Annotated in this window: 16 protein-coding genes; 8 read left to right on the top strand and 8 right to left on the bottom strand. The window is 65.9% G+C overall.

The window, feature by feature from the left end:
* The first annotated feature begins 5 nt into the window (after nucleotides 1-5).
* Nucleotides 6-1,355 carry a methylenetetrahydrofolate--tRNA-(uracil(54)-C(5))-methyltransferase (FADH(2)-oxidizing) TrmFO gene (gene trmFO / locus GGR46_RS06755; RefSeq protein WP_183995751.1) on the top strand — a complete coding sequence of 450 codons (1,350 nt, stop codon included), beginning with the start codon at nucleotides 6-8 and terminating at the stop codon, nucleotides 1,353-1,355.
* Here the strand turns inward: trmFO and GGR46_RS06750 are convergent.
* Nucleotides 1,322-1,828 carry an EF-hand domain-containing protein gene (locus GGR46_RS06750; RefSeq protein WP_183995749.1) on the bottom strand — a complete coding sequence of 169 codons (507 nt, stop codon included), beginning with the start codon at nucleotides 1,826-1,828 and terminating at the stop codon, nucleotides 1,322-1,324. The genes trmFO and GGR46_RS06750 overlap by 34 nt on opposite strands.
* Nucleotides 1,829-1,871: 43 nt before the next feature.
* Nucleotides 1,872-2,531 carry a squalene/phytoene synthase family protein gene (locus tag GGR46_RS06745; protein WP_183995747.1) on the bottom strand — a complete coding sequence of 220 codons (660 nt, stop codon included), beginning with the start codon at nucleotides 2,529-2,531 and terminating at the stop codon, nucleotides 1,872-1,874.
* A gap of 108 nt (nucleotides 2,532-2,639) precedes the next feature.
* Between GGR46_RS06745 and GGR46_RS06740 the strand changes: the two genes are divergently transcribed.
* Genes GGR46_RS06740 through GGR46_RS06730 form a run of 3 tightly spaced genes read left to right on the top strand, consistent with a single transcriptional unit; the run spans nucleotide 2,640 to nucleotide 6,015 of the window.
* Complete coding sequence (locus GGR46_RS06740; protein WP_183995745.1) at nucleotides 2,640-4,706, top strand: Tad domain-containing protein; 2,067 nt, start codon at nucleotides 2,640-2,642, stop codon at nucleotides 4,704-4,706.
* A complete protein-coding gene (locus GGR46_RS06735; protein WP_183995743.1) occupies nucleotides 4,703-5,326 on the top strand; it encodes a TadE/TadG family type IV pilus assembly protein in 624 nt (207 codons plus the stop codon). The genes GGR46_RS06740 and GGR46_RS06735 overlap by 4 nt, the downstream gene beginning before the upstream one ends.
* The gene (locus GGR46_RS06730; RefSeq protein ID WP_183995741.1) at nucleotides 5,323-6,015 is read left to right on the top strand and encodes a TadE/TadG family type IV pilus assembly protein; all 693 of its coding nucleotides are present in this window, start codon (nucleotides 5,323-5,325) and stop codon (nucleotides 6,013-6,015) included. The genes GGR46_RS06735 and GGR46_RS06730 overlap by 4 nt, the downstream gene beginning before the upstream one ends.
* A gap of 73 nt (nucleotides 6,016-6,088) precedes the next feature.
* Here GGR46_RS06730 and GGR46_RS06725 read toward each other — a convergent pair whose 3' ends face one another.
* The 6 genes from GGR46_RS06725 to eno form a co-directional block, all read right to left on the bottom strand.
* Nucleotides 6,089-7,495, bottom strand: coding sequence for a pyruvate dehydrogenase complex E1 component subunit beta (locus tag GGR46_RS06725; protein ID WP_183995739.1), 1,407 nt, complete (start codon nucleotides 7,493-7,495; stop codon nucleotides 6,089-6,091).
* Between the two features lies 1 nt (nucleotide 7,496).
* Complete coding sequence (gene pdhA / locus GGR46_RS06720; RefSeq protein WP_183995737.1) at nucleotides 7,497-8,543, bottom strand: pyruvate dehydrogenase (acetyl-transferring) E1 component subunit alpha; 1,047 nt, start codon at nucleotides 8,541-8,543, stop codon at nucleotides 7,497-7,499.
* 165 nt (nucleotides 8,544-8,708) lie between these two features.
* Nucleotides 8,709-9,056, bottom strand: coding sequence for an FtsB family cell division protein (locus GGR46_RS06715; protein ID WP_183995735.1), 348 nt, complete (start codon nucleotides 9,054-9,056; stop codon nucleotides 8,709-8,711).
* Nucleotides 9,057-9,119: 63 nt separating this feature from the next.
* Nucleotides 9,120-9,860 carry a TorF family putative porin gene (locus GGR46_RS06710; protein ID WP_183995733.1) on the bottom strand — a complete coding sequence of 247 codons (741 nt, stop codon included), beginning with the start codon at nucleotides 9,858-9,860 and terminating at the stop codon, nucleotides 9,120-9,122.
* A gap of 10 nt (nucleotides 9,861-9,870) precedes the next feature.
* The gene (locus tag GGR46_RS06705; protein ID WP_183995731.1) at nucleotides 9,871-10,299 is read right to left on the bottom strand and encodes a hypothetical protein; all 429 of its coding nucleotides are present in this window, start codon (nucleotides 10,297-10,299) and stop codon (nucleotides 9,871-9,873) included.
* Nucleotides 10,300-10,508: 209 nt separating this feature from the next.
* Nucleotides 10,509-11,786 (bottom strand): phosphopyruvate hydratase, encoded by a 1,278-nt coding sequence (gene eno, locus GGR46_RS06700; RefSeq protein ID WP_183995729.1) that lies wholly within the window; start codon nucleotides 11,784-11,786, stop codon nucleotides 10,509-10,511.
* A gap of 115 nt (nucleotides 11,787-11,901) precedes the next feature.
* On the opposite strand from eno, the gene GGR46_RS06695 reads away from it, so the two are divergent.
* From GGR46_RS06695 to GGR46_RS06680, 4 genes are read left to right on the top strand one after another with little or no spacing between them, the layout of a single operon-like run.
* Nucleotides 11,902-12,369, top strand: coding sequence for a hypothetical protein (locus tag GGR46_RS06695; RefSeq protein WP_183995727.1), 468 nt, complete (start codon nucleotides 11,902-11,904; stop codon nucleotides 12,367-12,369).
* A 15-nt stretch (nucleotides 12,370-12,384) separates the two neighbouring features.
* Nucleotides 12,385-12,726: a phage holin family protein gene (locus GGR46_RS06690; protein WP_183995725.1), complete on the top strand. Its 342-nt coding sequence runs from the start codon at nucleotides 12,385-12,387 to the stop codon at nucleotides 12,724-12,726.
* A complete protein-coding gene (locus tag GGR46_RS06685; RefSeq protein ID WP_183995723.1) occupies nucleotides 12,723-13,055 on the top strand; it encodes a DUF3618 domain-containing protein in 333 nt (110 codons plus the stop codon). Before GGR46_RS06690 ends, GGR46_RS06685 begins: the two co-directional genes overlap by 4 nt.
* A complete protein-coding gene (locus GGR46_RS06680) occupies nucleotides 13,055-13,378 on the top strand; it encodes a hypothetical protein (protein WP_183995721.1) in 324 nt (107 codons plus the stop codon). The genes GGR46_RS06685 and GGR46_RS06680 overlap by 1 nt, the downstream gene beginning before the upstream one ends.
* Nucleotides 13,379-13,407: the final 29 nt, after the last annotated feature.

The raw sequence follows: 13,407 nt of genomic DNA, 5'->3' as shown, positions 1-13,407 counted from the left end.
GGCGCATGCACGACATTCATATCATCGGCGGCGGCCTGGCCGGCTCGGAAGCCGCGTGGCAGCTCGCGAACAAGGGTTTCAAGGTCCGCCTCTCCGAAATGCGCGGCAGCGGCACCATGACGCCGGCGCACCAGACCGAGGGGCTGGCCGAGCTTGTCTGCTCGAACAGCTTCCGTTCGGACGATGCCCAGAGCAATGCCGTCGGCCTGCTCCACCAGGAGATGCGCGACCTCGGCTCGCTGATCATGGCCCAGGGCGACATCCACAAGGTGCCCGCCGGCTCGGCCTTGGCAGTGGATCGTGACCGCTTCTCCGACGGTGTCACCGCAGCGCTGATGGCGCATCCGAACATCGAGATCGTCCGCGAGCGCGTGGACAGGCTTCCCGAGAGCGGCCCGACGATCGTCGCCACCGGCCCGCTGACCGCACCCGGCCTGGCCGAGAGCATCGGCACCGCCACCGGCAAGGACCAGCTCGCCTTTTTCGACGCGATCGCCCCGATCGTGCATCGCGACTCGATCGACATGGACATCGCCTGGTTCCAGTCGCGCTGGAACAAGGTCGGCCCCGGCGGCACGGGCAAGGACTACATCAACTGCCCGATGACCAAGGAGCAGTATTACGCCTTCCACGCAGCCCTGATGGCCGGCGAGAAGACCGAGTTCCGCGAATGGGAGAATGTCCCCTATTTCGAAGGCTGCATGCCGATCGAGGTGATGGCCGAGCGCGGGCTGGAGACGCTGCGCTTCGGCCCGATGAAGGGCGTCGGCCTCGACGATCCCAAGACCGGTCGCTGGCCCTATGCGGTGGTCCAGCTCCGCCAGGACAATGCCAGCGCCACCTTGTGGAACATGGTCGGCTTCCAGACCAAGCTTAAATATGCCGAGCAAGTCGCTCTTTTCCGGACGATTCCGGGTCTGGAAAATGCCGAGTTCGCCCGGCTGGGCGGCCTGCACCGCAACACCTTCATCAAATCACCCGAGCTGCTCGACCACCAGCTGCGCCTGAAGAACGCGCCGCACATCCGCTTCGCCGGCCAGATCACCGGCTGCGAAGGCTATGTCGAGAGCTCGGCGATCGGGCTGCTCGCCGGACGCTTCGCCGCGGCGGAACTGGCAGGCGAGACGCTCACCTCGCCGCCGCGCGAGATGGCGCTGGGCGCGCTGCTCTCGCACATCACCGGCGAGGCGGAGGCCGAGACCTATCAGCCGATGAACGTCAATTTCGGCCTGTTCCCGCCGATCCCGGGCAAGACCAAGAAGGCCGATCGCAAGCTGATGTACACCGATCGCGCCCGCGAGGCGAAACAGGGCTGGATGGCTCAGTCCTCGCTGTCGTCCGCAGACGCTTCCTGAGCCGCTGCCGGCGCCTTCGCCGCCGTTGCGGCGGGGGCGCAGGCACAGCGCGGCTTGGCCGGCTTGCGCTTCATGGCGGTGGTGGCGAACTCGGTGCGGTTGAGCGTGCCCGACTTGTCCTTGTCGGCGCCGGCAAAGCGCTCGACTGCCTTCACCGACCATTCCTCGAAGCTCAGCTTGCCGTCGCGATCGGTGTCGAGCCGGGCGAACAGCTTGCGCCGCAGGGCGAAGAATTCGTCCTTGCCGATGCTGTCGTTCTTGTCCTTGTCGATCCGGTCGAAGCGCTTCTGCTCGCGGGTCTTCGCGGCGGCGCTGGGAGCCTCGGCGGGAAGATCCTGCTCCGTTTCGGACGCAACTCCCGCGACGGGCGCCGCGGGAAGCCTGGCTTCAGTGCTCGCCGTGCTCCGGAACAGGAACAATCCCGAAACGACCAGCAGCAAAGTCGCTCCCGCACCCACCAGATAGCGCCACATCGCCTCTCTCCCCTTGCACAAGGGAGCTAATCAGAGCGCGGGGTCAGCGTCCAGTGAGGCGATGCCAGAGCAGCCTGCCGACACGGCTCGGCGCACCGGCGGCCTTGGGCGCTTCGGCCAAGTCGAGCCGCGCGCGATGCGCGAGCGCGCCAAGGGCGCGCGCCGAGCGGCTCCAGCGTGTCCGGGCAGCATCTTCGAGCAGGGGACGCGCGAGATCGCGGGCGACCGCCCGCTCCTTTTCGTCTTCCAGATTGCCGGCGAGGTCGGCCAGCGCCCAGCCCTGCCCTGCCTGGGCGAGCGGGTCGCCGGCGGCGCCGAGCAGCGCCCCCGCGGCCACGAACAGCTGCCCCCGCCCCTCGCCGAAACGACGCATGGCATCGGCGGCGAGCTGCTCCTCCTCGATCAGCACTTCCCAGCCATGGACGATCGGCACCAGCGACGCGCCGGTGACGCCGTGCGGCAGCACCTCGGCTTCCAGCGCCTTGAGCACCGGTTCGGCCGGCGCGGGCACATGGTCGAGCTTTTCCAGCGCCTCGCGCCACCAGGCCAACCGCATCTGGCCGAGCGCCGGCTCGCGCGTGGTGCGCAGCAGCTTGGCCAGCGCATCGTCGAGTGCCAGCAGCGCCGCCAATCCGGCGCGGCGGCCCGCGCGAGCGTAAGTGAGGACGAGATCTCGTTCCGGGTCCTCCACGATCCCCGTCATGCCGCGAGTCCCAACGGGCTTAAGGTCGTCATTAACCACCCGGATTTATACGTAATTAGCGACACTGGTTCCATGGAGCCGAGTTGAACGGGGATGAGGGGCTCATCGATGAGCGACGGACGGGGGACTGTAGCGATCACGCGTGCCTTCATGGGCAGGCTGGCGCGCGATACGCGGGCCAACACGCTTGCCCTGATGACCATGGCGCTGATCCCTCTTGCAGGCATGGTTGGCGGCGGCATCGACATCAGTCGCATGTACATCGTCAAGACGCGTCTGCAACATGCATGCGACGCCGGCGCCCTGGCGGGACGCAAGACGATGGGCGGCGGCACCTGGGCGCAGCAGGTCGGAAGCGATCCCAATTTTCCCGAAACCACCGCGAAACGCTATTTCGACGCGAACTACAACAAGGACGCCTATGGCGTAACCAGCGTCAACAAGGCCTTTTCGGAGAGTGCCGGCAAGGTCAGCGGCAGCGCACAGGCAGTCCTGCCGATGACGATCATGCGCATCTTCGGCAAAACCACCGAAACGCTCAGCGTGACCTGTGATGCCGAGATGCGCCTGCCGAACACGGACGTGATGTTCGTGCTCGATACCACCGGCTCGATGAACTACTGTCCGAACGGCAGCAGCAGCTGCAACGGCAACACCAGCTCGCGCATCGGCCAGCTCCGTATCGCGGTGAAGTGCTTCTACCAGATCGTCGCGCGGCTCGACATCGCGGACACCGATTGCGACGGCAATGAGCCCAGCGGCGGCACGGGCGACCAGGTGCAGATCCGCTTCGGCTTCGTCCCCTATTCGACCGATGTGAACGTCGGGAAGCTCCTGCCCAACGACTATATAGCCAACCGATGGACCTACCAGACGCGCACGGCGAACCTCGCGGTGCCGCCCAAGAAGGTGGAGACCCGCTGGGAAAGCTATGGCGGCGGCTCGATCACGAAGGACGAGTGCCTCAAGTTCATGAAGAACGAAGCCTTTGGCTCGTTCGCCGCCACGCCCGTGAATTCCGGTGGACCGGCTCCCACCCCGACGATCGAATCGACCTTCCCGCACGATGGCACCGCCAGCGATGGCGGCTCGAACGGCGAATGGGGCTGGACCTCGGGCTCGAACTCGACGGAAAGCTGGGGCAACGCCCCCGACCGCTCGGCAAGCGGAAGCGACAACAAGAAGAGCTGCCGCCGGGTCAAGACCACGACGACGACCTATTACCAGGAGAAGTTCGCCAGCTGGACCTACAACAGCACCGAAGTCGATGTGAGCGCGCTGAAGGCGGGCGGCAGCAACTGGAACGGTTCGTTCACCGCCATGGTCGGCGACACGGCGGCCGGCAACGACGTGACGCCGGCCACCATCAACTGGTCGGGCTGCATCGAGGAACGGCAAACCGACCCGGCGACCAGCTACAGTCCGATCCCGTCCGCGGCGAAGGACCTTGATATCGATACGGTGCCATATGACGATGATACGCGGTGGGGACCTGCGCTTCCGCAGCTGATCTTCACGCGCTCCTCGACGCGGGGTTCCAACTACAACGCCACGAGCTGGAGCAACGCGAACACCAGCGGCTGGAATACCAATTCCGAGACCACGCCGAACGACTACAACAACAGCGCGACCTTCTTCTGCCCGACCGAGGCGCGGAAGCTGCAGGCATGGACCAGCGCCACGCTGTTCCAGGACTATGTCAACTCGCTCACCCCGTCCGGCAACACCTATCATGACATCGGCATGATCTGGGGTGCGCGCCTGATGTCGCCGACCGGCATCTTCAAGTCGGAGAACGCGTACACTTCGAAGGGCGGCGAGATCGAACGCCACATGATCTTCATGACCGACGGCGACACCAACGCGAACAACTACGACTATGCGGCCTATGGCATCCCGTTCTTCGATCACCGCCAGACCGACGAGAACCCGACCAAGGACCAGCTGGATGAGCAGGTCAACCTGCGCTTCCTGGCGATCTGCGACTGGGTCCAGCGGAAGAACATCACGCTGTGGGTGATCAACTTCGGTGAGGGCCAGAGCCAGGAGACCAAGGATCGCCTCAACAAATGCGCGACCCCGGGCCGCTATTTCGACGCGACCGACGGCCCCGCGCTGCAGCAGACCTTCAAGAAGATCGCCGACCAGATCTCGCAGCTGAGGCTAACCAAATGACCCGCCGCCACTCGCTGCGCCGGCTCGCCAGGGATCGTCGCGGCGCGACCATCATCGAGTTCGCCATTGTCGCGCCGGTGCTCTGCGCCCTGCTGTTCGGTGCCCTCGACATCGCCCATACCCTGTACCTGCGCGCGGCGCTGCAGGGTGTGGTCCAGAAGGTCGGCCGTGATTCGACCCTGGAAACCGGGCTCGCCGAGAACACGCAGGCCAGCCTCGACGCGAAGGTCACGGCGCAGGCCAGGCTGCTGCACAACAACAGCACGGTCACGATCAGCCGGAAATGGTATCGAACCTTCAGCAACGCGGCGAAGGCGCAGTTCGAACCCTTCACCGACACCAACGGCAACGGCCTTTGCGACGGCCCGCAGGGCGCCACGCCGGGCGAACCCTATGAAGACAACAACGGCAACGGAAAATGGGACGCCGATGGGGTCAATGCCGGCCAGGGCGGCGCAAAGGACGCGGTAATCTACACGGTTACGGTCAGCTATCCCCGCATCTTCCCCATCGACAAGATCATCGGCGGCTCGCCGACAACCAGCGTCACCGCCTCGACGGTGCTCCGCAACCAGCCCTATGGCGATCAGGGCTCGCCAACGGTGAGGAATTGCACATGAACCGCCTGCGCTCCCTCTCCCGGCGATTGCGCCGGGAAACCAGCGGCGTTGCCCTGCTGGAGTTTGCGTTCGCACTGCCGATCGTGCTGACGATGAGCCTCGGCGGAGCCGAGCTCACCAACTACATCATCACCAAGATGCGTGTCGGGCAGATCGCCCTGCACCTGGCCGACAATTCGGCGCGTATTGGATCCGGCTCCCAGCTGCAGGCCAAGACGATCGACGAACTCGACATCAACGACCTGCTCACCGGTGCCGACATGCAATCGGGTGAGCTCAAGCTGTTCACCAATGGCCGCGTGATCATTTCGAGCATCGAGCCCGACCCCAGCAATGCGGGAAAATCGATGATCCGGTGGCAACGCTGCAAAGGCAGCAAGACGGGATTCACATCGAGCCTCGGTGCCGCCGGGACGAACAACAAGGACGGCTTCGGGCCTACCAACCGACAGGTCAACGCACTTACCGACGGCGTTACGATGTTCGTCGAGGTTCGCTACCAGTACACGCCGCTGATCCGGACATCGCTGTCCCCAAGCACCGAGATGACCGAGACCGCATCCATGATGGTGCGCGACCGGCGCGACACCAGCAGCGACAAGAAACTGGAGAACGGCAGCAACAATCCGAACCCGACCCATCCGGACGGTGTCTACAACCAGACCAAGGTTGCCGTCGCCAGCTGCTGAATCCGAATTGCCGGAAAAAGAGAAAGGCCGGGGTCTCCCCCGGCCTTTTCGTTGTTCGGCCTGCCGGCGAGGATCAGCCCTTGTAGGTGACCTTCTTCACCGCCGCGACGACCTTGTCCGCAGTGATCAGTGCCAGCTTTTCGAGATTGGCGGCATAAGGCAGCGGAACGTCCTCGTTGGTCACGCGGAGCACCGGCGCGTCGAGATCGTCGAAGCCCTGCTCCATGACGACCGCGGCGATTTCCGACGCGATCGAGCAGGTCGGCCAGCCTTCCTCGACCACGACCATGCGGTTGGTCTTCTTCAGGCTCTCGAGCACGGTATCGGTGTCGAGCGGGCGCAGCGTGCGCAGATCGACGATCTCCGCCTCGATGCCCTCGGCCGCCAGCTTCTCGGCGGCTTCGAGCGCGACGCCAACGCCGATCGAGTAGCTCACGATCGTCACGTCCTTGCCCTCACGGACGATGCGCGCCTTGCCGATCGGCAGCACGTAATCGTCGAGGTTCGGGATCTCGAAGTGACGGCCGTACATCAGCTCGTTCTCGAGGAACACGACCGGATCGTCCGAGCGGATCGCCGCCTTGAGCAGGCCCTTGGCGTCCTGCGCGTCGTAAGGCGCGATCACGATCAGGCCAGGGACCGAGGCGTACCACGGGCCATAGTTCTGCGAGTGCTGTGCACCGACGCGGCTCGCCGCACCGTTCGGACCACGGAACACGATCGGGCAGCGCATCTGGCCGCCGGACATGTAGTTGGTCTTGGCCGCCGAGTTCACGATGTGGTCGATCGCCTGCATCGCGAAGTTGAAGGTCATGAACTCGACGATCGGCTTGAGGCCGCCCATCGCCGCGCCCGAGCCGAGGCCGGCAAAGCCGTACTCGGTGATCGGCGTGTCGATCACGCGCTTCGGACCGAACTCCTCGAGCAGGCCCTGGGTCACCTTGTAGGCACCCTGATACTCGGCGACTTCCTCGCCCATCACGAAGACGCGCGGATCCTTGCGCATCTCCTCGGCCATCGCGTCGCGCAGCGCCTCGCGGACGGTCACCTTGACCATCTCGGTGCCCTCGGGGATCGCGGGATCCTTGACGCTGGCTGCCTTCTCGCTGGCGAGCTGCTTGGTGCCGCTGTCGGCCTTCTTCGGGCCACCATCCTCACCAGCGGCAGGCTCGGCCGGCGCGGGAGCAGGCGTCGGAGCCGGTGCGGCGGCAGGAGCCGGGGCCGCCGAAGCGTCCTCGCCCTCGCCCGCGATCGTCGCGATCACGGTGCCGACCTTCACGTTGTCGGTGCCCTCGGCGACCAGGATCTTGGCGATCGTGCCCTCGTCGACGGCCTCGAACTCCATCGTCGCCTTGTCGGTCTCGATCTCGGCCAGGATGTCACCCGACTTGACCGTGTCGCCTTCCTTGACGAGCCACTTGGCGAGCGTGCCCTCTTCCATGGTGGGCGAGAGCGCCGGCATCTTCAGTTCGATCGCCATCTCAGTAGGACTCCACCAGCACGTCGGTATACAGTTCGGAAGCATCGGGCTCGGGCGTCTGCTCGGCGAAGTCGGCAGACTCGTTCACCACCTTGCGGATCTCGGCCTCGATCGCCTTCAGTTCGGCCTCGGTGACCTTCATGTCCTCGAGCTCGCGCTTGACCTGCTCGATCGGATCCGACTTGTCGCGGACCGACTGAACTTCCTCGCGCGAACGATACTTCGCCGGGTCGGACATCGAGTGACCGCGATAGCGATAGGTCTTCATCTCGAGGATGATCGGGCCCTTGCCCGAACGGACCCAGGCCAGCGCCTCCTCGGCGGCACCGCGACAGGCGAGCACGTCCATGCCGTCCACCTGGATGCCGGGGATGCGGAAGCTCTCGCCTCGCTTGTAGAGCTGGTCTTCGGCCGACGAGCGGTTGACCGAGGTGCCCATGGCGTACTGGTTGTTCTCGATCACGTAGATGATCGGGAGCTTCCACAGCTCGGCCATGTTGAACGACTCGTAGACCTGGCCCTGGTTCGCGGCGCCGTCGCCGAAATAGGCCATGGCGACGCCGCCATCCTCGTTATACTTGTGGGCGAAGGCCAGGCCGGTGCCGAGCGCAACCTGCGCGCCGACGATGCCGTGGCCGCCGTAGAACTTCTTCTCGGTCGAGAACATGTGCATCGAGCCGCCCTTGCCGCGGCTGATGCCAGCGGCGCGACCGGTCAGCTCGGCCATGATGACCTTGGGATCGATGCCGTATGCGAGCATGTGGCCATGGTCGCGATAACCAGTGATCACCGAGTCCTTCTCGCCGTCGAGCGCGGACTGCAGGCCGACCGCAACGGCTTCCTGGCCGATATACAGGTGGCAGAAGCCGCCGATGAAGCCGAGGCCATAGAGCTGGCCGGCCTTCTCCTCGAAGCGGCGGATCAGCAGCATCTGCTTGTAGAATTCGAGCAGCTGCTCCTTCGAAGCCTCATACCGCTTCGGCTCTTCGGGCCGCTCGCGGTTGGTCTTTGCGGGTTCAGTCGTTTTGCGTGCCGGTGCTTTGGCCACAGGAAATCCTCGTCCGGGGAGGGGGAAGGCGGGTGCCTATAAGCGCGTTTTTACCCGCCGCGCAACTAACGCGGGAATGCGCGTGCCGTTCGCGTGCCGCTACGGCAATTGCACTCTATGCAATCAAGGATGCGGCTTGCGAAAGTTGCAATGCAGCAAAAAAGCTCAGCGTCCGGCGGGGGCCGGCGCGTGCTTCTGCAGGGGGATGACGACCTCGTCCGGGCGGACGACATTGAGCTGCTTGCGCGCCAGCTCATCGGCCAGATCCGGATCGACGCCGCGCTTCTGATCGAGCAGGTCGACGCGGTTCTTCAGCGCGGCGCGCTGCTTGTCGAGCGCGGCATAATCGGCCTGCTTCTGCTCATATTCCGCCTTGATCAGCTTGGTCTGCATCACGCCGGTCGGCCCGAGCACCGCGTTGTACGCGAAGAAGCCGATGGCGATCAGCGTGAGCGCGGGCAAACCGGCCCGGCGCAGCAAGGTCTGGAAGGGAGAAGCAGTACGCGATCGCATTTGGTGTTTTTCGCTTAACCACGCTCCGCGCGCAAGGCCCGTATTGGTGCGGAGGGTTCCCTGTCAGAACGCCACGCGGATGCGCCCCAGGATGCGATCGCCGCTATTGCCCAGGTCGGCGAAGGGCGATGCCGTCGAACGGCGCGCGAAGTCCGTGCCGACATAGTCGAGCCCGATCGTGAATGGGAACCGGTTATACTCCACGCCCAGCCGCCAGTCGGTGTAGCTGCCCAACGGCCGCAGCCGCGCGGCCCGCACCGCATCGTCCGCATTTCCCGAACTGCGCCCAAGGGTCGCGGACACCGACAGGGGCGTCGTCGGGATGCCGGCGTTCGCCGATGCGAACACATAGAGATTGTCCCCGCCGATGGCGCTCTGGTCCGGGGCATAGACCGCCCCGGCGCCGAGCTGGAGCGGCCCCAGCGAGTAACTACCGCGGGCACCCAGCTCGACATAGTCCATGCGCTCGCGGGCACCGGTGAAGAGATGCGCGGTCACATGCCCGCGCAGCCGGAACGGCCCCGCGTCGGTCGTCACCCCGAGTTCGAGGTCGGCCACCGCGTCGGCTCCCGCATGCCGGGGCGAATTGCGGGTGCTCGTGATCCGGGCGGATGCATCCACGATCCCGACCGAGACCTGCGCATCGGCAGAGGCCGCCACGCGCCCGCCGCTCCAGCTCAGGCCCCGGCGGCTCTCGTCGGTCGCCAGTTCCACGCCGCCGGAGAGGTCCTGCGCCCGCGCCGCGCCGCCCACGACGCTAGCGATCGCCGCTACCGGCAACAGGATGCTACACGTAACCCTCATATTCCTTCGCTCATCCCTTCGGTTCGATCTCGGCCTTCAATACCGCCCGATCCTCATTCGCCGCGGCCAGCAGGTGGGCGCGGATCTCTTCGGTCCGGCGGGCGACCTCCTCGGTCACGGCATTCTCGTTCGCGCCGCACCAGCCCGGACGGCTTCCTTCCAGGATCGCCTTCCGATCGATGCTGCGGGTCAAACGCTGCTCCCGGCCAAATCGTGCCTCGCGCTCGATGCGCAGATGCGCCCGCCACGTGCAACGCAACGTGGACGGCATGCCCGATTTGGTGGCCGCGCCGAGCTGTCGCCGGGTCAGGACGACGCGGGCGCGGTAGGACGCATCGACCGCCTCGCCCGCGTGATCGAAGCGGGTGCGGTGCTCCAGGGTGGAATGGACCGGTTCCGGGGCAACCAGCGCCAGCCCGAGCGCGAGGAATAGGCTCATGGATCGTCTCCTGCGGCGTACCGGCTCTATCGACCGGTGTCCCCGTCGGATGAACAAGCGCGCACGCCCACGCAACCGCCGGCGCCGAGGAGAAACAATTCCTCACAATGACCAGCGCGGCACGCCCTGACGAGAAAAGGCCGGAGCATCGTGCCCCGGCCTCTTCCAGATCACCCTACCCTCCCGCAAGCGGAAGAGGATGCTTCGGCTTACTTCTTCAGCACCGAACGGCCGGCGTAGATCGCCGCGTCGCCCAGCTCTTCCTCGATGCGGATCAGCTGGTTGTACTTGGCGAGCCGGTCCGAGCGCGCGAGCGAGCCCGTCTTGATCTGGCCGCAGTTGGTGGCGACCGCCAGGTCGGCGATCGTCGCGTCCTCGGTCTCGCCCGAGCGGTGCGACATCACTGCGGTGTAGGAGGAGCGCTGCGCCAGGCTCACTGCCTCGAGCGTCTCGGTCAGCGTGCCGATCTGGTTGACCTTCACCAGCAGCGAGTTGGCATAGCCGCCCTCGATGCCGCGCAGCAGGCGCTTCGGGTTGGTGACGAACAGATCGTCGCCGACCAGCTGGACCTTGTCGCCGAGCAGCTCGGTCAGCGCCTTCCAGCCTTCCCAGTCGTCCTCGGCCATGCCGTCCTCGATCGAGAAGATCGGGTACTTCGCAGCCAGGTCGGCCAGGAACGCCGCGTTCTCGGCCGACGACAGGGTCTTGCCCTCACCCACCATCTTGTAGGCGCCGTCCTTGAAATATTCGGTGGCGGCGCAGTCGAGCGCGAGCATCACGTCGTCGCCCGGCTTGTAGCCGGCGGCTTCGATCGAGCTCATGATGAAGTCCAGCGCCTCGGTGGTGCTGGCGATGTTCGGCGCGAAGCCACCCTCGTCGCCCACGCCGGTGGCCAGGCCCTTCTCGTGCAGCTTCTTCTTCAGCGTGTGGAAGATCTCCGAGCCGCAGCGCACTGCCTCGACGATGTTCTCCGCGCCGACCGGCACGATCATGAATTCCTGGAAGTCGATCGGGTTGTCGGCATGCTCGCCGCCATTGATGATGTTCATCATCGGCACCGGCAGGACGTGCGCGTTGACGCCGCCGACATAGCGATAGAGCGGCAGGCCGCGCGCATCGGCAGCGGCCTTGGCGGCGGCGAGGCTGACGCCCAGGATGGCGTTGGCGCCCAGGCGGCCCTTGTTCTCGGTGCCGTCGAGCTCGATCATCGCGGCGTCGAGATCGGCCTGATCCTCGGCTTCCATGCCGACGACTTCCTCGAAGATCTCGCTGTTGACGGCCTCGACGGCCTTGTCGACACCCTTGCCGAGCCAGCGCGACTTGTCGCCGTCGCGCATTTCGACGGCTTCGTGCGCGCCCGTCGAGGCGCCAGAGGGCACTGCGGCGCGGCCGAAGCTGCCGTCCTCGAGCATCACGTCTACCTCGACGGTGGGGTTGCCCCGGCTGTCGAGAATTTGGCGAGCATGGACGTCGATGATTGCGGTCACGAAACGGTCTCCCTAGGTATGGGTATTGAGGGCGCGACGCGGCCTCTAACGGCAACGGATGGAACTCGCAAACGTAGCCGGGGTTGTTTCGCAAAAGGCATGGAGGGTTTTTGGCATGGCTGACGAAACGACGGGCGAAACGATCGACGGGGCGGCGGAAACCACCGCCGAGACCACGAAGCGTTCCGCGACGGACACGATCCGCGAAAAGGCCGGCGAGATCGGCAACGAAGCGGCCGACCGCGCCCGCGCCTTTGCCAGCGAAGGCAAGGAAAAGGCGACCGGCGCGCTCGATGAGGTCGCCAAGATGATGGAATCGGCGGCGCTCGACGTCGATGCGCGGCTCGGCGAGCAATATGGCAAATATGCCCGTTCGGCGGCGAGCGGCATTGCCAATTTCTCCGAAAGCCTGCGCGGCAAGGAAGTCGACGACCTGCTCGACGACGTGACGGCGTTCGTCCGCAAGAGCCCGGCGATCGCCGTCGGCGTCGCTGCGGGCCTCGGCTTCGTGCTCGCGCGGCTGATCAAGTCGGGCATCGACGCCGCATCGGACGCGGCCGACCCCGGCACCGACAAGTCGTAAGGGGCGAAACGGGGGGTGGACGCGCCGCAGCCTGAGGAGAAGTCCATCGGCGATCTGCTCCAGCAGCTCGTCGAGGACGGCAGGGCCTATGCCGATGCCGAGATCGGCTTCTATCGCACGCTGCTGCGTTCGAAGCTCCGCGACGCCCGGGGGATGCTCTGGACGGGCGCGGTGGCGCTCGTCCTCGCCCAGGCCGCAGCCGTGGCCCTGGTCGTCGGGCTGGTCTTCACCCTTTCCCCGCTGGTCGGCCCCGGCCTCGCCACGCTGATCGTCGTGCTGGTGTTCCTCGCGATCGCCGGGCTGATGGGCTGGCTCGCCTGGACGCACGTGAAGCGTATCTTCAAGGAAAAGCCATGAGCGACAATCCACATGACGTGGATGCCGCCCGGGCAAGGATCGAAGCGGCCAGGGCGCGGCTGTTCGGCACGCTGGGCCAGGTGCAGGAGCGGCTGAGCCCCTCCAACCTGGCGCAGGACGCGGTCGAGACCGCGGCCCACGGCGTCGCCACCGTCGCCCGCAAGGGCGCCGAGGCGGTCCGCAGCCGCCCCCTCGCCGCCGCCGGCATCGCTGCCACCGTGGGCCTGGTCATGGCCCGGGGCTGGATCGGCGACATACTCGGCAAACGGCATGAAACTCGCGACCCGGCCACGGGTTTGAAGCGTAAAGGCAAGAAAGGATCCTCGTGATGAGCACCAATCCCTCGAACGGCCCGGCGACCGCGCAGGGCGAGAGCCTGACCGGGAACCCCTATGTTCTGGTCGGCGGCGGCATCGCACTCGGCGTCCTGATCGGCATGCTGATCCCGCGCAGCCAGAAGGAGCGCGAGCTGCTCGATGCGACCGGGCGCCAGCTCGCCGACAAGGTGACGGGCACCGTCCAGGCGGTGAAGGAGGCCGGCAAGGCGGAGTTCGACGCGCTGCTTCCGAGCCGCGACGACGCCAAGGATCGCGTGGGTGCGCTGTTCGGCAATCTGGTCGACGCGGCGAAGGGTGCGACGCAAAAGGCTTGAGGCCGGCGCGCGCCCTTCCTAGAGGCCTC

The sequence above is a fragment of the Sphingomonas kyeonggiensis genome, assembly GCF_014196745.1.
GTDB lineage: Bacteria > Pseudomonadota > Alphaproteobacteria > Sphingomonadales > Sphingomonadaceae > Sphingomonas > Sphingomonas kyeonggiensis.
Note: the sequence above shows the minus strand (reverse complement) of the source record. Positions and strands in the feature narration are given on the sequence as shown.